The organism is Empedobacter sp. UBA5987 (genome assembly GCF_002429865.1).
Lineage (GTDB): Bacteria > Bacteroidota > Bacteroidia > Flavobacteriales > Weeksellaceae > Empedobacter > Empedobacter falsenii_B.
In genome coordinates this window covers 1-18,119 of the sequence record NZ_DJBB01000035.1, presented here as the reverse complement: position 1 = coordinate 18,119, position 18,119 = coordinate 1, and the positions used below count along the sequence as shown (strand labels likewise).

Here is an 18,119-nt window from a genome sequence, read left to right as displayed (position 1 = left end):
CACAGTTAGTAAGATACTACCTAAGAATATTTAAATGAAGAATGTTTTTAATTTATTGTAATCCTATTCCACCACCATTTTGCTCAGTTTTATTCTGTTGAGCTTCGGCTCTTGATTTTACCTTACCACCGAAGTTGTAATTAAATCCTAAATAAAATGTTCTTGATTCCCATTTGAATTTTGCAAAACCTTCGTATGGATTATCCATATTAACACGTGCTTTCATTGTATTGAAAATATCATTTACACGAGCTGAAAATGATGCTTTTCCTTGCATAAAACTATATTTTATTCCTAAGTCCATACGCCACATATCTAACATTTCTCCTTGTAAAAATTTAGTTTTACCTCTAAAGAATCCAAATTGTTGTAAACTTAATTGTTTTGTTAATGTATAAGTATTATTCATTCTCAATGACAATGTATTCGCTGTAATTTTCTTAACAACAGGATTATTATTTTCATCCTCTATAACACTTTGCATTTCTGATGAAGTAAAATCTCCGGCAAGATAAGTACTCATCCATTTAGTTAATTTATAGTTCCAACTTGCTTCAACTCCATAACTATTCACTTTATCATAGTTCATATTATATTGTATAAAAGCTGATTCTACTTCTGGATCTTTTTTGAAAGTCTGAATAATATTATCAGTTACATGACGGTAAAATAAATTTCCTGAAATTGATCCTTTTTTCAATTGTTTCAAATACCCTAATTCAATTGAGTTTGTATATTCTGGATTAAGTTCTGGATTACCTTTATTTGACATTAAAGCTGTCGTAAACTGAGGTACAGGTGTTAACTGATACATTCCTGGACGATCAATTCTTCTACTATAGTTAAATGATAATTGATCCTTTTCTGTCAAATCATATGTTAAGAAAGCAGATGGAAATAAATCTGTATAATCTTTTTTCAAAGTTCCAGAGTTATTAGGCGCAAATAACCAATTTCCATCATCCTCTACACGTTCTAATCTCAATCCTATTTGAGCTCCGAATTTGTTAAATTTTTGTTTATAATTCGCGTAACCCGAGAAGAATTTACGCTCAAATTCAAAATCAACATTTGGATTAAAGTTTACAGCATTTTCAGTAATTACATCTGTAGATCTTAAAATATTATCATTCGTTTCTCTTCTGAATTGTAAACCTGCTTCTAATTTTCCAGCATCTTTTATTTGATTCGTATAATCTAAATTGATTCGAGTATTCGTTGTTTTATCATTTCGATATTCTTGATAGAACTTACTTTTTGGGTATGTGTTGGTGTAATCTCTATCATCATCTTCTTTACTTGTCGAATAAAATGCATCCAAAATAATATTATGATCTTCTTTTTTGAAATCATGTTTGAAGTTTAAACTATAATCCGAACTTTTTGAATCTGACCAAATATCATTTCTATTCAAATCATTTTTTACACCTTGTAAAATATTTGTATTAATTAACGCATTATGATCTCCATTCCATTGATTTGTATAAACTGTCAATGCATTTTGATCATTAATAAACCAGTCAAAACCTGCTTTATAAGATAAATTTCTATTTTTATTATTCTGAATATCAAACAACTGATCTATATTATCAGAATAATTCTGACCAATACCATTTTGTTTAGATGGACGATCTGCATAATTTACATTACCAAATAAATTGAACTTTCCTACATTTACGTTTGCATTAACAGATGAATTGAAACGTGATTTTTTACCTTGCTCGTATCCAGCAATCAAACCAACATTATACCCTTTTTTCTGTCCTTTTACCAATACGATATTAATGATTCCAGATTTTCCATCAGCTTCATATTTAGCAGACGGATTTGTGATAATTTCTATACGTTGAATTTGATTAGAAGGAATTTGTTTCAGTAATTGAGCTGCAGATTGAGACGACGGCTTACCATCTACATAAACTTTTACATTTTCATTTCCTCTCAACGATAAAGCACCTGATTGTTGGTCAACATTAACTGAAGGAATATTATTCAGAACCGATGCAGCATCTGTACCAGCAGAAACTAAATCGTTCCCCACTTCTACAACACGTTTATCTATTTCATTACGATATTGTGAAGTTTGCGCACGAACAAATGCTCCTTTCAGTTCTACGGTTTCCGCTTTTTCTACTTGTAAAATGATGTTACCTAAATTTAATTCACCTCCTTTTACCTCTGCAGTTGTTACAGATTGTTGATAACCAAATTCTGTAATCACCAAACGATAATTTCCGTCTTCTAAATCTGGAATTTCAAATGTTCCGTCTGCGTTCGCATACACTTCATCGAATAATTCTTTTGAATCTGCTTTATAAATCTGAATCGCAGCCATACCAACCGCTTCATTTTTTGCATTTTCAATCTTTCCTTTCACAGGATGTTGTTCCTGCGAGAATCCGTAAATAGAGCAAACGGAGAAAAGAATAGCTAAAGTAAATTTGTTTAATTTCATAGTTAATATTTTTTAACAGTACTATGTTTTACATAATACATAATAAGAGTTGTCCGTACTTTTTCCTAATTAGACGTTTTAAAAAATGTTTTGTTACAAAATTTTTAAACTTTTTTTAAATTTTAAAGTACTATGTTTTACATAATACGTAAACCCAATTGTTGGATGATTTTACTAATAAGACGCAACAACTTCAAAAATGTTACAAGAATTTTTAATTTTTTTTTAAAATTTTTTTCCTCGGTTGAAAAACTTACATTTATCATTCAATTAATATTAATCAAAAAATTGCTAAAACATTGAGTTCAATTGTCATATTAGGTGCAGGAAATGTTGCGTTTCACTTAACTCGTGCATTAATCGAAAACACTTGCAATGTTCGACAAATTTTCAATAGAACATTAGAACATGCTAGAGAAATCGGAGAAGCAAATAGAATTTCGTATACTGATAAAATTTCTGAAATAGAAAAAGCAGACATTTATATTATTGCAAGTGCCGATTCTGGAATCGAAGAATTCTCTCATTATATTCCGTATGATGATGTTTTGGTTGTTCATACTTCTGGATCCTCTCCAATGTCTGTTCTGAAAGGCGATTACCGAAAAGGCGTTTTTTATCCATTGCAAACTTTTTCGAAAGAAAGAACAATGCGTTATGATAATATTCCATTTTTCATCGAAGCAGAAAATCCTGAAGATTTGAAAAAATTGAATGAATTAGGAAATCGTATTTCAAACGAAGTTCACGAACTAAATTTTGCAAGTAGAATGCAAGTACATATGACAGGTGTTTGGGCAAATAATTTTGTCAATCATTTATATTATATCGCTGGAAATATTTGTGAACAAAACAATGTTCCGTTCGATGTTTTGTTGCCTCTTATACAAGAAACAGCAAATAAAGTAATCGAAATGAGTCCTAAAGATGCGCAAACTGGTCCAGCAAAACGTGGAGATCAAGTCATTGTTGATCGTCATTTAGAGGCCTTACAAGATGATTCGAGATTATTACAGATTTACCAAATATTGACAGATTCAATCAAACGAGTTTACGAAAAATGATAAGTTATAAAGAAAAACTAAATAACATTAAAACCGTTATTTTAGATGTGGATGGAGTTTTGACAGATGGAAATTTAATTTTATTACCAACTGGCGAAATGGTGAGAACAATGAATACGCGCGATGGTTATGCGATGCAATTAGCCATCAAACAAGGAATACGAATTGCAGTGATTACTGGAGGAAGAGATGAAGCTGTTGTAAATCGTTTAAAATATTTAGGCTTAACTGATATCTACGTGAATAAACGTGATAAAGTAGAAGCTTTCGAAGATTTACTTTTTTCTTATGGATTAGATCCTGATGAAATAGCGTATATGGGCGATGATTATCCAGATTTAGCTGTGATGAATTTAGTTGGATTATCAGCTTGTCCTAACGATGCTTGTATGGATGTACGCAAAGCTTCAGAATATATTTCACCAGAAAACGGAGGGAAAGGTTGCGTTCGCGATCTATTAGAACAAATTTTGAAAGTTCAAAACAAATGGTATAATGCAGAAGAAGTAGCTTCTGTATAAAAGAATTTGAAATGTTATTAACAGAAAAATTAAAAGATACCAATATCATTTTGGCATCACAATCGCCAAGAAGAAAAGAACTTTTAGCTGGATTAGGATTGCAATTTTCGACAATTTCATTGGATATTGACGAAACATTTGATCGCAACGAATTCAAGAAAGAACAAATCACCGAATATCTTTCCGCTAAAAAAGCAAAAGCTTATACTAATATTCAACCAAATGATTTGATTATTACTTCGGATACAACTGTTTGGGTAGATGATGAATCGTTAGAAAAAGCTTCGAATAGAGAGGAAGCGTACGAAATGATTAAAAAATTGAGTGGAAAAACACATTCTGTTTATACATCAGTTACGATTCGTTCTGTAGAGAAAGAAGTTACCTTTTCAGACGAAACACAAGTGACTATCGCAGATTTAACAGACGAAGAAATTTATTTCTACATTGACAATTACAAACCTTTCGATAAAGCGGGTGCTTACGGCGTTCAGGAATGGATTGGTTATATTGGTGTGGACAATATGAATGGAAGTTATTTCAATGTAATGGGACTTCCTACACACAAGCTATATAAAGAATTGGTAAAATTCTAAACATATCATCCAGCTTCGGCTGGATTTTTTTATTCTACAATTATCGTATTTTTGTTTTTCTAAAAAATCAATTTTATGAAAGTCGGTTTATATTTTGGATCATTCAATCCTATTCATGTCGGACATTTAATTATTGCCAATCATTTTCAACAATTCACCGATTTGGATCAGGTTTGGTTTGTGGTTTCGCCTCAAAATCCGTTGAAGAAAAAAAGTTCTTTGGCAAATGAATATGATCGATTAGAAATGGTAGAATTAGCGATAAAAGATTATCCTAATCTGCGTGCATCTAACATCGAATTTACCTTACCAAAACCGTCGTACACAATTGATACGTTAATTCATCTAAACGAAAAATTTCCTGAGCATGACTTTGCACTGATTATGGGTTCTGATAATTTGGATGGAATCTCGAAATGGAAAAATGCCGATATTTTAATGCGCGATTATCAATTTTATGTTTATCCGCGTCCTGGTTATTCGCAAGAAGAAAATTACGATAATGTCGAAATAGTTGAAGCCCCTTTGATGGAAATATCTTCTACATTTATCAGAAATGCAATCAAAGATGGAAAAAATATAAAGCCAATGTTACCTCCAAAAGTTTGGGAATATTTGGATGGAAGTAATTTGTATGGATAATTTAATTTGAAAATGATAGAATTTGAAGATTATGGATTGGGAAAATTTTATAGAATATGAATCATTAATAATTCAAAAACAATTTGCTGGAGAAATTCGATTTGGTCCAACTTTTTTCTCGCTTAATTCTAATCCAGAAATTAAAGAATTGAATAATAAAATCTTTGGAGATTGGTTTTATAAACACAATTCGATGATATATTTACAACAATGGAATTCTACTAAAAATCCAGATATAAATCTTATTTCAATAAATATATTTACACTTGAATATAAAATTGTATTAGAAAATATAAAATCTGTTTTTGGGGAAATGAGATGCAGAAATAATCAATTATATTTTGTAGATAAATACAATAAAAAAGAATATTTAATCACAGAATCATGACAAAACAAGCTACTATAAATAATTTAGACGAATTGGTTCCTTTATTTGATGCATATCGTCAATTTTATGATAAGAAATCTGATGTAAAAGCAGCAGAAGAATTTCTAAGAGCCAGAATTGTAAATGATGAATCGGTTATCTTTTTAGCCTATAATAAAGACGAAAAAGCCGTTGGTTTTGTACAATTGTTTCCTTCATTTTCATCTACTCGAATGAAACGTTTTTGGATTTTGAATGATTTATTTGTTTCGCCAGAATTTCGCGGACAAGGTTTTGCAAGAGAATTGATTGAAGAAGCAAAAAGTTTATGCCGTAAAACTGATGCTTGCGCGATGCTGTTAGAAACCAGTGTTACGAATGATATTGGAAATTCATTATATCCAAGTGCTGGATTTCAATTGCGCGATGATGCAAATTTTTATGAATGGGAAGTTTAACCAAATTGACGTTTTAATTCGTAGATAATATCTTCTAAACCATTTAGTTTTATTTCGTAAACGGTGGATAATAAAACGCCTAATTTTCCTTTCGGAAAACCACCTTTACCAACAAACCATTCCAAATAAGAAACAGGTAAATCGCACAACAATCGCCCTTCGTATTTACCGAAAGACATTTTTGTTGTGACAATTTCTTTTAATATTTCGGGACGAAATCCTTCCATTATTTTACTACAGTTCCTTTGTACGTCGACATTCCATCTTTGAAATTCTTCGCATTTTTGAAACCTTTTTCTTGCATTTTTTCTGTTGCTAATTTTGCTCTAACACCAGATTTGCAATAAATGAAATAATTCTTTTTTGTATCTAATTTCTGAATCTCTTCTTCGAAATTTGGATTTTTTACATCAATGTTTACCGCTCCAGGAACATGACCTTCAGCAAATTCTTCAGGTGTACGAACGTCTAACAAAACATTCTTTTTGTTCTTGAAATTGATTTCATTTACATTATCTAATGTCGAAGTTACTTCTTCTATTCTCGCTTCTTTTCCTTCTGAACTTGACGAATTGCTTGCACAAGAACCTAAAAAAAGTGTTCCCGCAATCATTGCAACTCCTAAAATTTTATTTACCATTATATTGATTCATTGTATTCTCTAATCCTTGAAAAACAAACGACAAAACTGCATCAGCAGCCAAATTTAATCGTTCATTCATTTTTTCATTTTCTTCTGCCGACCAATCGCCTAACACATAATCCACTTGTTTACCTTCCGAAAACTCATTTCCTACACCAAAGCGTAATCGCGCATAATTTTGTCCGCCAACTTTATTTTGAATATCCTTCAAACCATTATGTCCACCATCGCTACCTTTTCCACGCATACGAATTGTTCCGAAAGGCAAGTTCAAATCATCCGTAATGACAAAAATATTCTCTAAAGAAATATTTTCTTTTTTCATCCAAAAACGAACCGCATCTCCACTCAAATTCATGTATGTATTTGGTTTTAATAACGTAACTGGACGCGCTTTGTATTTGAATTGTGCCACTTCACCAAAATTTGATGGCGAAAATTTAGCATCAACTTTTTTAGCAACTTCTTCAACAACCTTGAAGCCAATATTATGACGAGTATTTTCGTATTGAGCACCAATATTACCAAGCCCAATAATCAGATATTTTTGCATGAAACAAAATTACATCTTTTTGCAATGATTCGAAATAAATATTTAACTTCGCTTTAAAATCTACTAAATTGGTATAGATTTTGAAAATACAAGAAATCGATAAAAAAATTTATCATGAACAAAATAATTAGCGTTTTTATATTATTTATTGGAATGAATGTGTTTGCGCAAAATATTCCGTCGGTGATGAAAACTGAGTTTCCCGCTGCTGCTTTGCAAGATAGTGTAGTTAATTTGGATGGAAATTCGGCAACCTTAGAAAAAGTTTTTTCGAATTATAAAGGAAAAATTGTTCTATTAGATTTATGGGCAACTTGGTGTGGAGATTGTATCAAAAACATGCCAGCTTTGAAATCGTTGCACGAAAAAAATCCTGATGTAACCTTTGTTTACCTTTCAATGGACAAGAATGAGGAAGCTTGGAAAAATGGTATTGAAAAATATCAAATTGAAGGTCAACACTTTTACTTAGGGAACAACTGGAAAGGCAATTTTGGCACAGGGATTGATTTAAATTGGATACCGAGATATTTGGTTCTTGATCAAAATGGAAAAATTGCAGATTACTACAGCGTAAAAGCTGATGATCCTAAAGTTCAAGAAACAATTGATCGTTTAAGAAATAAATAGTTTATAGTTTACCAACCAAATGGTGATTGAAATTGAAAAATCAATCACCATTTTCTTTTATTAATCATTAGAAATCAATATCTTTCATAGAATAAAAATAAATATTCTATAATTTTTTATAGATCATTTTTTGTATCAAACTTTTAGTTATTATTGCATTGATTTTAATACCCTTTTTATTTATATGAAAATATGCTTCGTAATGTATCCTTGGGACAAGGTTGAACCAAGTAAAGACACCACTATGCGAATTATTAAAGAATGCGTAGATCGTGGATTTGAAGTATCCTATTTAACAAAAAAAGATATCTCTATTGCCAAGGGCAAAGTTGTGGGAAACTGCAAAAAGATGATTACTACAGAAACAAATGATTGTGTTGAGTTTTATCACACGATGAAATTTGAAAGTAGTATAAAAGATTTGACCGAATTTGATATGATTTTTATGAGAGCCGATCCACCAATTGATCCGCTTTTGTTGAACATGTTAGAATTAATTGAAGAAAAAGTTTTCTTCGTAAACAAAATTTCGGGATTACGTAAAGCAAATAACAAAATATACGCCGCTTCTTTTGATGATGGTCAAGAAACAATTGTTCCTCAAACGCTTATTACAAAAGACATCGATTTGATAAAATCGTTTGTAGAGGAAAATAATTTCGAGAAATTTATCATCAAACCATTAGATGGAATGGGTGGTAAAGGTGTTATACTTTTCGAACGAAAAAATATTGGTAACTTAAGCTCGATTTGCGATTTTTATATCAATCATACCGGAAATTCTCAGCCTATTATTTGTCAAAATTATATAGAAGGTGCAGAAAAAGGTGATGTTCGTGCCATTGTGATTAATGGTGAACCGATTGGTGCAATTATGCGTGTTCCTGCAGAAGGCGATCACCGTTCTAATATTTCGGCTGGTGGTTCTGCGATTAGACACGAAATGAGTGAACATGAGTTAGATTTATGCCGTAAAATAGGAAAACAACTAAATGAAGATGGAATTTATTTTTGCGGAATAGATTTGATTAACGGGAAAATGGTTGAGCTAAATGTCGTAAGTCCTGGAGGAATTGTTCCTCACAATAATGTAAACAATAACAACGAAATTCAGAAACAAATCGTGTCGATGTTATTGGAGAAATATAAAGAATTTAAAGCATGAAATCCTTAAGTATACAGCAAATTTTAGATAATATTGAGAATGAAATTGTATTTGAAGCTTATGCAGAAGACGAATCATTCAAAATAAAAATCGACGAATACATTCCTTACGTTTGCGCTGCTATTCATGATGGTGGACAAATGCGCGAAGATATTCGCGAAAAATGTTTATTAAGTAATTATGAGCGTTGGTATGAGGAAGATCCGCATACAGCTGAGTTTGTAGAAACTTTTCCTATCGTAATAAAAGGTTGTGATTCTCGATTTGAATACGATCTAAATCGTGGTCCAGAAACTGCTGTGTACGAAGAAGCTTGGGGAAAACAGGTTTGGAAAGAGCCTTTGTCGGTTTCTCAAAAACAAAAAAGTATTGCAAAACATCATGCTTTTTATGAGGTTTTGGAAGCTTTAATCAACAAGCTTGAAACTAAATTTAAGTCGTGTTTGGTTTATGATATTCACTCGTACAATTGGAAACGTTGGGATCGTCCGGTTCCAGTGTTCAACATTGGTGCGGAGCGAGTTGATAACGAACGTTACGGAAATTATGTAGAAAGTTGGCGCGATGAATTAGCGAATATTGAGTTAGAAAATATTCACAATTATTCAGCGATTAACGATGTATTTTATGGACGCGGATATTTGTTAGAATTTGTTACAAATCGATTCAAAAATACATTGGTTTTAGCGACAGAAGTTTCAAAAATTTATTGCGATGAATTGACAGGAGAATCTTTTCCAGAGATTATTAACCAAATAAAAGAAGGTTTTAAATCGGCGATTCTTAACCACGCTTACGAGTTTGTAAAAACGGAAACGACGTACAAAGTAGGTTCTAAGCAAGTGAATATTTTGCACAATGAATTAGAATCTGATTTGGTCAAAATTGATAAACAATTGTATCAATTGGTTCAAAATTTTGAGTTGTTGAGTGTCATCAATCCGATTAATTTAGAATTTGAAAAGAAGAAATTCTTAGCTTCAAAATATACATACGAACCACAATTTAAGTACAATCCGCTTAACATTGATCCATTCGAATTTAAACGAAAATTATCGAATATTAAAGTCGAAAAAATCAATGATATTAGTATTCAAAATATGTATGTTAATACGATTAACGCTTATTTTGATAAGGTCGATTTATTAGCCAATCTTGGTACGGATAAATTCTTATACAATTCGTTGCGTTACTTTGGCGAACCATCCAAAAAAGATATCGAAAATGCGAACTTTATCCTTTATTGTCCTGAATTTAGAATGGATAAACAAGGAAATTATACAGAGGAAGAAGTGGTTAATCTTTTTAGAAATGCTACAAATGATTATGGTTTCAAATTTGACATCGAAGTTTCGGATGATATCGCATCAAAAGCACTTGTAATCAATAGCAAGAGAAAAGTTGTGATTAAACGTGGCGTTAAGTTTGACAAACGTTTTACAAATGGTTTAATTGAGCACGAAATTGGAGTTCACATGGTAACAACGATGAACGCGTTGGATCAACCATTAAAAATCTTTAGTATTGGTTTACCTGTAAATACATTAACGCAAGAAGGTTTAGCGATTTTAAGTGAATATTATTCTGATTCTATTAATCATAGCCGACTAAGAGAACTTGGTTTACGCGTTATGGCAGTTCATATGTTGACAAATGGAAAATCATTCAACGAAACATTTATGACCTTGATGGAAGAATACAAAATGCAACCAGAAGATGCATTTTATCTGACAACTCGCGTTTATCGTGGTGGTGGTTTTACAAAAGATGCACTTTACTTGAAAGGTTTGAAAACAATTTTGAATTATGTTGATCAAGGGCGTTCTTTGGATAATTTATTGATTGGAAAAACTTCAGTTGAATACATTGATACAATTGACGAATTAGTTGAGCGTAAAATGATTAATAAACCGAAATATCATACCAAAATTTTCAAAAAACATCTTGAAAATCCAGAAATCAACCCGATTTTACAATATATTTTTAACGGAATAAAAGATTAAAAAATAAAAACCCACTCAAATTTGAGTGGGTTTTGTGTTATTATGAACTAATATTTAATCTTTTTTCTCAATTCTTTTATCAAAATAGAATAATACAATTCCTAATGCAATAATACCTAAACCAAATAAACTTTCTTTTGGTTTTTGCATCAAAACGAAATAACAGATATATAAACTAAATGCTAAAAATATAGCAGGTAAGACATAAAAGAATTTACTTTTGATAATAGTTAATTGATCTTGTTTGATAAAGAAAGCTGTACAAACTGCTAATGTTGCTAATATTTGTAAAACAAACGATGTATAGGTAAAAATCACTTCAAAATCTCCTGAAAAAATTAGCAAAATACTAATTGCTGTATGCACCCAAATTGCACGAACTGGAATTCTATTTTTGTTCTCTTTCGCCATAAAATTCCACAATTTATTTTCGCGCGCTGTGGCTTGCGTCAAACGAGAACCAATCCACAAATAACCGCTAATCGTCGCAATTAATTGTAAAGCAATAAAGCAACTCACCCATTTTACATTATTTCCAAGCAGATTACCGAACGAAATATTTGCAACATTTTCTTGTCCAGCCAAAGTTCCTGCTGATGCATGTTTCAAGAAAACATAATTTAGCAAAACATAAGAAATCGTGACAAAAATAACGCCTATAAATAGTGCTTTTGGTAAGTTTTGTTTTGGTTGCTCAATTTCTTCTACGATGTATGAAGCCGAATTCCAACCTGTATAAGCAAAAGTAACATAAACCAAAGACGTCGCAAATGCAGGAAGTAACAATTCATTTTTCCAAGTCGAATCAAAAACTACCGCATTTGGCTCAACTGCTGGAGCAAAATAAAAACCTAAAGCAATTAAAACAACAATAAATACAACTTTTAGAATAGTAAAAATATTCTGAAAGTTACTACTCAAATTTAGACTGAATGATTGAAAAACGGCAACAATCAAAATCATGGCTATTGCAAATTCTTTTCCTAAATCAAACCCGAAAACATTCAAGTATTTCCCCATTGCCAAGGCCGCTAAAGAAATCGGCGCTGAGAAACCAACGAATAAAGAAATCCAACTTGATAAATAACCAAAAACAGGATGAAATGTGCGAGATAAGTAAATATAATCTCCTCCTGATTGTTTAAATTTTGAAGCTAACTCCGAATAAATAAATGCGCCAATCAACGCTAACAATCCTCCTATTGCCCACAATAATAAGATAGAAGTTGTATTTTTTAGATCAGAAATTTGATAACCCAAACTGGTAAAAACACCTGTTCCGATCATATTCGAAATCACTAAAGCTGTTGCGGTTTTCCAACCAATTTTTGAATGTGCCATACACAAAAAAAGTGTCAATTGAATGTTTGAATTTACATTAAAATTGACACTTAGAATATTTTATTATTGATTAAAATTTAAAACTTGCACGCGCAAAATAATACGCTCCTGTCATCCCCATTTGAACTGGCGCATACGGAAAAACTCCATAATAAGAATTCTCGTAAACTTGCTTGTCTGGGAAAACATCAAACAAATTATTTGCACCAATTGTAAAGTTGAAATTCTTTGTAATATCATAACCAATCGAAGCATCCGTCACCGCTTTTCCCGTATGTTCTTGGATACTTCCCCAAGGATATCCATCTTTTGTCACTTTTCCGAAATACGTGTTACGCACCATAAAATTGAATCCAGAAATTGCATAATTCAATCCTAAAGTTGCTTTTGTTTTTGGACTTAATGATTCGATAATATTGACTTGATCAGGACCAAAAAATTCATCTGTTGGAATTGTCAAAGCGGTTGGAAAATGATAACCGACAATCTTTGTTTCATTGATATTTCCTGATAAACTTGCATTCAATTTTCCTCGACCTAAACGAGTATCATAGGAAATTACTAAATCCAAACCTTTGGTTTCAGTATCAATTGCATTCGTAAAAATACGTGCTGTCGCAACATTATATTTTTCTAAAGCAGGATCTGTGATATCAGAAGTCAAGACAATTCGGTCATCAACCTTTATAAAATATCCATCCAATGTGATGAATAATTTTGAAGTCGGACGAAATGTTAAACCTAAACTTGCATTGATTGATTTTTCTTCTTTCAATTTATCCAAACCAATTTCTTTCGACAATTCAGACTCATTTCGGATAATTCCTTTTGTTACCAAAACTTGATCTCCATTATCATTCAAGAATAAATCGGTATATGAATTACTGAAGTATTTTTGTTGCAAAGAAGGCGCTCTAAATCCTGTCGAAATTGCTCCACGAACCGAATATCCTTTTGCGTATTCATATCGCATCGCTAATTTTCCATTGATTGTACTTCCAAAATCTGAGTAATTTTCGAATCGTCCAGCTAAATCAGCTGTAAAATCTCCAAATTTCAATTCTCCATCTACATAAGCCGCAACTGAATGACGATCACCTTTTACAGCATTCAATGGAGAAAATCCTACAAAAGATTCAGATCCAGAACCTGAGTAAGAAGCTTCATCTCCAGCTTCGATTTTATATTGTTCAAAACGATATTCTCCTCCAAACGCTAAACTAACATTTTGGTTAATTCGTTTCGAAAAATCTAAATTGACTGTATTTTGTAAAAATTGATGTTTCCCTGCGTAAAAATCGGTTGGAGAATTTAAGCCTAATGATTGATTAATTGAATTTTCTAAATCATATTTGAATGAATTTAAGCCAAAAGTATTGCTCAAGTCAACTTTCCATCCATCATATGAATAACGTAATCCTGTAGAATTTGAATAATCATTTACATTAGATTTTAACGTTGCTTGAAAACCATTTGGATAAATTTTTAACGCATCTTCAGACAATTCACTTGGCAATCTTCTAAAACCAAATCCATTACCTTGGCGCAACGAAACTCCTCCAAATGAATAAAAATCTAATCGATCATTAATCGCCGTTTCAGCATTTACAAAAAATTGTTGATTCTTGATTGCCGCATCTCCAATTTGAAATCTAAAATCTTTTCTCGAAAGCCCTAAAGCAGCAATTTTAGCGTCATCCACAGCTCTTGCTACATCTGGATCATCTGCAAAATCGTACGCGAAATTATCTCCAAAAATATCTAAATTATGATCTTTAGAACGATTCGTTTTCCTGCGCTCACTTACAACCGCCGAAAAAACAATTGAACCTGATTGTCCTAATTTCGTTCCATAACTTCCGTTAAAATTATACGTTTCACCATCATTTCGAGAAGTCTGACCATACGTCAAAGATGCATCACCACCTGGTTTAGATTTCAAAACAATATTTACAACTCCCGCAATTGCATCAGAACCATATTGCGCAGCCGCACCATCACGTAAAACTTCAATTTTATCAATTGCTGAAATCGGAATTGCGCCTAAATCTGTTCCTACAGAACCATTTCCAACTGTATTTTGGTAATTCACCAACGAAGTTGTGTGACGTCGTTTTCCATTAATCAAAACCAAAACCTGATCTGGTCCCATTCCACGCAATGTCACAGGATCGATATGCTCCGTTCCATCGGCAGATGATTGACGAACAGAATTAAAAGAAGGAATAACCACATTCAAAATATCATTCACACTCAATTGAGGAGAAGACGTTTTCAATTTCTCAACATCGATAATATCGACAGGAACTGACGAATTAACCACCGTTCTTTCTGATGTACGACCACCGATTAAAATAACTTCGTTAAGATTTGTTTCCTCCTTTTCAACTTCTTGAGCAAAAAGTGTAGATGCGCAAATAAATGCGAATGAAGCAAGTAAAAATTTGTTTCTTTTCATTTTTAATTATCATAAAACTTTCAAGAAACCAACAGATAAAAGTGAAATACTTTTACTCATCTTTCCCTCTAATAGGTTGGATTTAGCACCTTAGATTATAAGTCATCTGGTTGCTAAGGTTTCACAGGGCCAATCCCTCCACCTTTCTTGATAAGTTATGCAAAGGTAATGTTAAAAAATGAAAACGCAAACAATACTCTATCAATTTAATAGAGTTATTGAATTAACAACGAAATATCCAATTCTTGGCTTTCGTCTAAATTCATCATCGCATTGATTCGTTTGAATGATTTAAAATTAACTAAATCTGAAACTTTTATATTTTTCTGAATGATTTCGCCTGATTGCAACAAAGCTTCTCTCATTGTTCCTTTCAACAAAAAACTTCGCGGCGTGATCCATTGAGAACCGTCAAAAAAAACAATATTCGAATAAATACAATCGGTAATATAATTTGATTTCACCAAGACCAAATCATCTGTTTTTGATTCTTTTAAATACTCATCAAAAAACCAACGATCCATATATTTGTAGGAATAATCAATTTTATTTTCGATCTCAAAAAGTTGAATACTTTCAATGGGTTTGATTTGATACGATTGAAATTCTATCGATTGAATTTCACGATCATAAACAATTCTAACTTTATATTTTTCGTCCGTTAAGTCTGTCGGAAACTTAATAATTTCGTCCAATAAAATCGGATTGATTTCAGTAAAATTATCATTTCTTGTTCGAGCAAATCTCGCTTGATGAAATTCTAAATTTCGAAGTTGTTTGTTTACACAACAAATCGATTCAATAAATTGGAACATATACTTTCTGAATTAATTCTTCGTACTCTGCTTTTGCCTTACTTTTTGCTGTTATTCCTCCTCCACTCTTGAAAAATAATTCACCTTGATTATTTTCGATGAAACGAATCATCACAGCACTATCAAGATTTTCGCCATCAAAAACACCAAAAACTCCTGTATAAAAATTTCGATGATACTTCTCGGCTTCTAAAATAATTTCAACGGTTTTCTTTTTGGGCGCACCGCAAATAGAACCAGCAGGTAAAAGTTGATCGAAAATCGTTCCTAAATTTTGACTATAATCATCATTCAAATCGCCTTTTATCTCAGAACTTACTTGCAAAAGTGTTGCATCATTTGTCTTCACCTCATCCATGTAGCGATAATTTATCACCTCAACATTTTCGGAAACAAGACTCAAATCATTTCTGATTAAATCGACAATTGTTGCATGTTCGGCAGCTTCTTTTTCATCATTCAAAATAAGTTGCTTCGCATTTAGAATCGAGGCATCAATGGTTCCTTTCATTGGATTTGAAAAGATTTTTTGATCTTCAATTTTCACAAAACGTTCGGGAGAAAAACAAACAAATTCGTTTTTATATTTCAGTTTATATTTTGCTTCAGAAAACTGAAAAATTTCGTGTAAAGTCAAATCAGTTTCAATTTTTGTTGGAAGCGTTAAATTCGTTAAATATGAATTTCCAAACAAAAGATTATCGTGAACATAATTGAATTTTGGCAAATATTCGTCGAAAGAAATCGGGAATTTATTGAATTTAAAATCTTTCTGAAAAGATTCTTTTTTTGTTGAATCTACTTCAAATTTTATCTCATCAGGTAATTCATTTAACGGAACTACTTCTCCATTTTCTTTCAAAAAATCGATCATAAAAAAAAAGGGAACTTTTGCAGCTCCCAATTCATTCATTTTCGTAAAAATCGAATGCTTTGCTAACATTCGATAAAATTAATATTATTCTTGGTTTGTACCAAGTAGATCAATTTCTGTTTTTTCATCATCTGTCAAAATCATATCTTTTAACATAAAATAAACCATCATATAGCCAATTGGATAAGTTGCTAACGCACCTACATAACAAGCAATAGCTCCTATTGAAGCAACCAGACTAACAACAATAGCTATTAGAACCATCCACCAAAAATTCTTTTTTACGATTGCATAAGAAGTTTTCATTGCGTCAATAGCGCTCATATTTCCATAATGAATAAGATACGGAGCCAGATAAATACACGCTTGTAAGAACAATAAAAATACTGTCGCCACTAAGATGTATAACATACCAAAAAGCGATGAACCAATCATTAATGCTGGGTTTACATTTTCGGGATCATTAAACATAAGTGGTAAAAAAGAAAAAATAATGTATGGTAACATTACAACTATTGCGACTCCCATTACGATAAGTGTTAAAAGGAAATAGCTTCCTATATTTTTGAAACCTCCAAAAAAGTCACCTAGTTCTACTGACATTTTGTTTTCGGCACGTTCTGCTCCAATCATAAATCCCATTATAAGTGGATACATCACAAAAAGCAATCCGATTACAGTGAAGGAAGTAAACATATAAATAATAGCTGCGACAAGAGCATAAATAACAAATGGCTGCCAATTATTTTGGAAAAGTTCTAATGATTGATTGAAATATTTCCCAATATCAAATTGAAATTTATTGTTTTTGTAATACTCAATTTTGTTGTAATCTAATGTTTTCATCTTAACGTTGGTTTAATTGAAATTAATGTAAATTTGCTTGATTAGTAGAATAAAATTAATAATTGTTACAACATGAATGCAAACGATTTATTATCAATCATAAAAAATAGACGCTCTATATTTCCTCCGCAATACACACAAGAAGAAATTACACGCGAAGAATTGAATCAAATTTTTGAGGCAGCAAATTGGGCACCATCTCATAAAAAAACAGAACCTTGGCGTTTTGTCGTTTTAGAAGGTCCTGCAAAAGACCGTTTCCGCGAATACGTAAAGCGTGTTTATGTGCAAGGAACGCCAACAGATCAATTGAGCGACAGAAAAATAAATGCATTAATTGAGAAATGTGATAAGTCGAATAAAATTGTATTAATCAATTTTATCAACACAGAAAAAAATCCTGAATGGGAAGAATTAGCTGCAACTTCTATGGCTGTTCAAAATATGTGGTTAATGGCAAGTACGCTAAACATTGGTGCATATTGGTCTTCTCCAGCAAATATTATCGCCAATGTTGATGAGTTTACAACTATGGAAGAAGGCGAAAAATGTGTTGGTGTTTTCTATATGGGAAAAATTGAAGGAGATTCTCCAGAAGCTGTTCGTCAACCAATCGAAGATAAAGTGAGATTTTTAGAATATTAAAGAATCTTCTAAAATATAATTTAACCGGTAGTGCATTTGTATT

Annotated in this window: 19 protein-coding genes and 1 riboswitch; of the genes, 10 read left to right on the top strand and 9 right to left on the bottom strand. The window is 31.8% G+C overall.

Going from position 1 to position 18,119, the window contains the following annotated elements:
• Positions 1-52: 52 nt before the first annotated feature.
• A complete protein-coding gene (locus tag B3J26_RS05730) occupies positions 53-2,455 on the bottom strand; it encodes a TonB-dependent receptor (RefSeq protein WP_291073694.1) in 2,403 nt (800 codons plus the stop codon).
• 299 nt (positions 2,456-2,754) lie between these two features.
• On the opposite strand from B3J26_RS05730, the gene B3J26_RS05725 reads away from it, so the two are divergent.
• The 6 genes from B3J26_RS05725 to B3J26_RS05700 all read left to right on the top strand — a co-directional run bounded on the left by B3J26_RS05725 (position 2,755) and on the right by B3J26_RS05700 (position 6,103).
• Positions 2,755-3,519 carry a Rossmann-like and DUF2520 domain-containing protein gene (locus B3J26_RS05725; RefSeq protein WP_280035387.1) on the top strand — a complete coding sequence of 255 codons (765 nt, stop codon included), beginning with the start codon at positions 2,755-2,757 and terminating at the stop codon, positions 3,517-3,519.
• Entirely contained in the window at positions 3,516-4,040 is a 525-nt protein-coding gene (locus tag B3J26_RS05720; protein WP_286479257.1) for a KdsC family phosphatase, read from the top strand. The genes B3J26_RS05725 and B3J26_RS05720 overlap by 4 nt, the downstream gene beginning before the upstream one ends.
• A gap of 11 nt (positions 4,041-4,051) precedes the next feature.
• Positions 4,052-4,636: a Maf family nucleotide pyrophosphatase gene (locus B3J26_RS05715; protein ID WP_291073692.1), complete on the top strand. Its 585-nt coding sequence runs from the start codon at positions 4,052-4,054 to the stop codon at positions 4,634-4,636.
• A gap of 75 nt (positions 4,637-4,711) precedes the next feature.
• On the top strand, positions 4,712-5,278 hold the full coding sequence (gene nadD, locus B3J26_RS05710; RefSeq protein ID WP_291068879.1) for a nicotinate (nicotinamide) nucleotide adenylyltransferase: 567 nt from the start codon (positions 4,712-4,714) through the stop codon (positions 5,276-5,278).
• A gap of 31 nt (positions 5,279-5,309) precedes the next feature.
• Positions 5,310-5,666, top strand: coding sequence for a hypothetical protein (locus B3J26_RS05705; RefSeq protein WP_280035389.1), 357 nt, complete (start codon positions 5,310-5,312; stop codon positions 5,664-5,666).
• Positions 5,663-6,103: a GNAT family N-acetyltransferase gene (locus tag B3J26_RS05700; RefSeq protein ID WP_280035390.1), complete on the top strand. Its 441-nt coding sequence runs from the start codon at positions 5,663-5,665 to the stop codon at positions 6,101-6,103. The genes B3J26_RS05705 and B3J26_RS05700 overlap by 4 nt, the downstream gene beginning before the upstream one ends.
• Here B3J26_RS05700 and B3J26_RS05695 read toward each other — a convergent pair.
• Genes B3J26_RS05695 through pth form a run of 3 tightly spaced genes read right to left on the bottom strand, consistent with a single transcriptional unit; the run spans position 6,100 to position 7,299 of the window.
• Positions 6,100-6,330, bottom strand: a complete 231-nt coding sequence (locus B3J26_RS05695; RefSeq protein ID WP_280035391.1) for a DUF3820 family protein — start codon at positions 6,328-6,330, stop codon at positions 6,100-6,102. The two genes, B3J26_RS05700 and B3J26_RS05695, sit on opposite strands and share 4 nt — an antisense overlap.
• Positions 6,330-6,743 carry a rhodanese-like domain-containing protein gene (locus B3J26_RS05690; protein WP_280035392.1) on the bottom strand — a complete coding sequence of 138 codons (414 nt, stop codon included), beginning with the start codon at positions 6,741-6,743 and terminating at the stop codon, positions 6,330-6,332. The genes B3J26_RS05695 and B3J26_RS05690 overlap by 1 nt, the downstream gene beginning before the upstream one ends.
• Positions 6,733-7,299: an aminoacyl-tRNA hydrolase gene (pth, locus tag B3J26_RS05685; RefSeq protein WP_291068883.1), complete on the bottom strand. Its 567-nt coding sequence runs from the start codon at positions 7,297-7,299 to the stop codon at positions 6,733-6,735. The genes B3J26_RS05690 and pth overlap by 11 nt, the downstream gene beginning before the upstream one ends.
• A gap of 114 nt (positions 7,300-7,413) precedes the next feature.
• On the opposite strand from pth, the gene B3J26_RS05680 reads away from it, so the two are divergent.
• From B3J26_RS05680 to B3J26_RS05670, 3 genes are all read left to right on the top strand, one after another.
• Positions 7,414-7,929 carry a TlpA family protein disulfide reductase gene (locus tag B3J26_RS05680; protein WP_291068885.1) on the top strand — a complete coding sequence of 172 codons (516 nt, stop codon included), beginning with the start codon at positions 7,414-7,416 and terminating at the stop codon, positions 7,927-7,929.
• 184 nt (positions 7,930-8,113) lie between these two features.
• Complete coding sequence (gshB, locus tag B3J26_RS05675) at positions 8,114-9,094, top strand: glutathione synthase (protein ID WP_291073691.1); 981 nt, start codon at positions 8,114-8,116, stop codon at positions 9,092-9,094.
• Complete coding sequence (locus tag B3J26_RS05670) at positions 9,091-11,097, top strand: flavohemoglobin expression-modulating QEGLA motif protein (RefSeq protein ID WP_291073690.1); 2,007 nt, start codon at positions 9,091-9,093, stop codon at positions 11,095-11,097. The genes gshB and B3J26_RS05670 overlap by 4 nt, the downstream gene beginning before the upstream one ends.
• A gap of 54 nt (positions 11,098-11,151) precedes the next feature.
• Here B3J26_RS05670 and B3J26_RS05665 read toward each other — a convergent pair whose 3' ends face one another.
• The 5 genes from B3J26_RS05665 to B3J26_RS05645 form a co-directional block, all read right to left on the bottom strand.
• Positions 11,152-12,438, bottom strand: coding sequence for an APC family permease (locus B3J26_RS05665; RefSeq protein ID WP_291073689.1), 1,287 nt, complete (start codon positions 12,436-12,438; stop codon positions 11,152-11,154).
• Between the two features lie 70 nt (positions 12,439-12,508).
• On the bottom strand, positions 12,509-14,896 hold the full coding sequence (locus B3J26_RS05660; RefSeq protein ID WP_291073687.1) for a TonB-dependent receptor plug domain-containing protein: 2,388 nt from the start codon (positions 14,894-14,896) through the stop codon (positions 12,509-12,511).
• 53 nt (positions 14,897-14,949) lie between these two features.
• Positions 14,950-15,053: riboswitch (SAM riboswitch) on the bottom strand.
• A gap of 58 nt (positions 15,054-15,111) precedes the next feature.
• Positions 15,112-15,711 carry an aminotransferase class IV gene (locus B3J26_RS05655; RefSeq protein WP_291073685.1) on the bottom strand — a complete coding sequence of 200 codons (600 nt, stop codon included), beginning with the start codon at positions 15,709-15,711 and terminating at the stop codon, positions 15,112-15,114.
• Positions 15,695-16,654: an aminodeoxychorismate synthase component I gene (locus B3J26_RS05650; protein WP_114998714.1), complete on the bottom strand. Its 960-nt coding sequence runs from the start codon at positions 16,652-16,654 to the stop codon at positions 15,695-15,697. The genes B3J26_RS05655 and B3J26_RS05650 overlap by 17 nt, the downstream gene beginning before the upstream one ends.
• Positions 16,655-16,669: 15 nt before the next feature.
• Complete coding sequence (locus tag B3J26_RS05645) at positions 16,670-17,431, bottom strand: hypothetical protein (protein WP_114998712.1); 762 nt, start codon at positions 17,429-17,431, stop codon at positions 16,670-16,672.
• Positions 17,432-17,503: 72 nt separating this feature from the next.
• Between B3J26_RS05645 and B3J26_RS05640 the strand changes: the two genes are divergently transcribed.
• Complete coding sequence (locus B3J26_RS05640; RefSeq protein ID WP_291073681.1) at positions 17,504-18,076, top strand: nitroreductase family protein; 573 nt, start codon at positions 17,504-17,506, stop codon at positions 18,074-18,076.
• Positions 18,077-18,119: the final 43 nt, after the last annotated feature.

What these genes read in the sequence shown, in the direction of transcription:
- B3J26_RS05730 (WP_291073694.1), bottom strand. Translation starts at nt 2,455, where the DNA reads ATGAAATTAAACAAATTTACTTTAGCTATTCTTTTCTCCGTTTGCTCT.
- B3J26_RS05720 (WP_286479257.1), top strand. Translation starts at nt 3,516, where the DNA reads ATGATAAGTTATAAAGAAAAACTAAATAACATTAAAACCGTTATTTTA.
- B3J26_RS05715 (WP_291073692.1), top strand. Translation starts at nt 4,052, where the DNA reads ATGTTATTAACAGAAAAATTAAAAGATACCAATATCATTTTGGCATCA.
- nadD (WP_291068879.1), top strand. Translation starts at nt 4,712, where the DNA reads ATGAAAGTCGGTTTATATTTTGGATCATTCAATCCTATTCATGTCGGA.
- B3J26_RS05705 (WP_280035389.1), top strand. Translation starts at nt 5,310, where the DNA reads ATGGATTGGGAAAATTTTATAGAATATGAATCATTAATAATTCAAAAA.
- B3J26_RS05700 (WP_280035390.1), top strand. Translation starts at nt 5,663, where the DNA reads ATGACAAAACAAGCTACTATAAATAATTTAGACGAATTGGTTCCTTTA.
- B3J26_RS05695 (WP_280035391.1), bottom strand. Translation starts at nt 6,330, where the DNA reads ATGGAAGGATTTCGTCCCGAAATATTAAAAGAAATTGTCACAACAAAA.
- B3J26_RS05690 (WP_280035392.1), bottom strand. Translation starts at nt 6,743, where the DNA reads ATGGTAAATAAAATTTTAGGAGTTGCAATGATTGCGGGAACACTTTTT.
- pth (WP_291068883.1), bottom strand. Translation starts at nt 7,299, where the DNA reads ATGCAAAAATATCTGATTATTGGGCTTGGTAATATTGGTGCTCAATAC.
- B3J26_RS05680 (WP_291068885.1), top strand. Translation starts at nt 7,414, where the DNA reads ATGAACAAAATAATTAGCGTTTTTATATTATTTATTGGAATGAATGTG.
- gshB (WP_291073691.1), top strand. Translation starts at nt 8,114, where the DNA reads ATGAAAATATGCTTCGTAATGTATCCTTGGGACAAGGTTGAACCAAGT.
- B3J26_RS05670 (WP_291073690.1), top strand. Translation starts at nt 9,091, where the DNA reads ATGAAATCCTTAAGTATACAGCAAATTTTAGATAATATTGAGAATGAA.
- B3J26_RS05665 (WP_291073689.1), bottom strand. Translation starts at nt 12,438, where the DNA reads ATGGCACATTCAAAAATTGGTTGGAAAACCGCAACAGCTTTAGTGATT.
- B3J26_RS05660 (WP_291073687.1), bottom strand. Translation starts at nt 14,896, where the DNA reads ATGAAAAGAAACAAATTTTTACTTGCTTCATTCGCATTTATTTGCGCA.
- B3J26_RS05655 (WP_291073685.1), bottom strand. Translation starts at nt 15,711, where the DNA reads ATGTTCCAATTTATTGAATCGATTTGTTGTGTAAACAAACAACTTCGA.
- B3J26_RS05650 (WP_114998714.1), bottom strand. Translation starts at nt 16,654, where the DNA reads ATGTTAGCAAAGCATTCGATTTTTACGAAAATGAATGAATTGGGAGCT.
- B3J26_RS05645 (WP_114998712.1), bottom strand. Translation starts at nt 17,431, where the DNA reads ATGAAAACATTAGATTACAACAAAATTGAGTATTACAAAAACAATAAA.
- B3J26_RS05640 (WP_291073681.1), top strand. Translation starts at nt 17,504, where the DNA reads ATGAATGCAAACGATTTATTATCAATCATAAAAAATAGACGCTCTATA.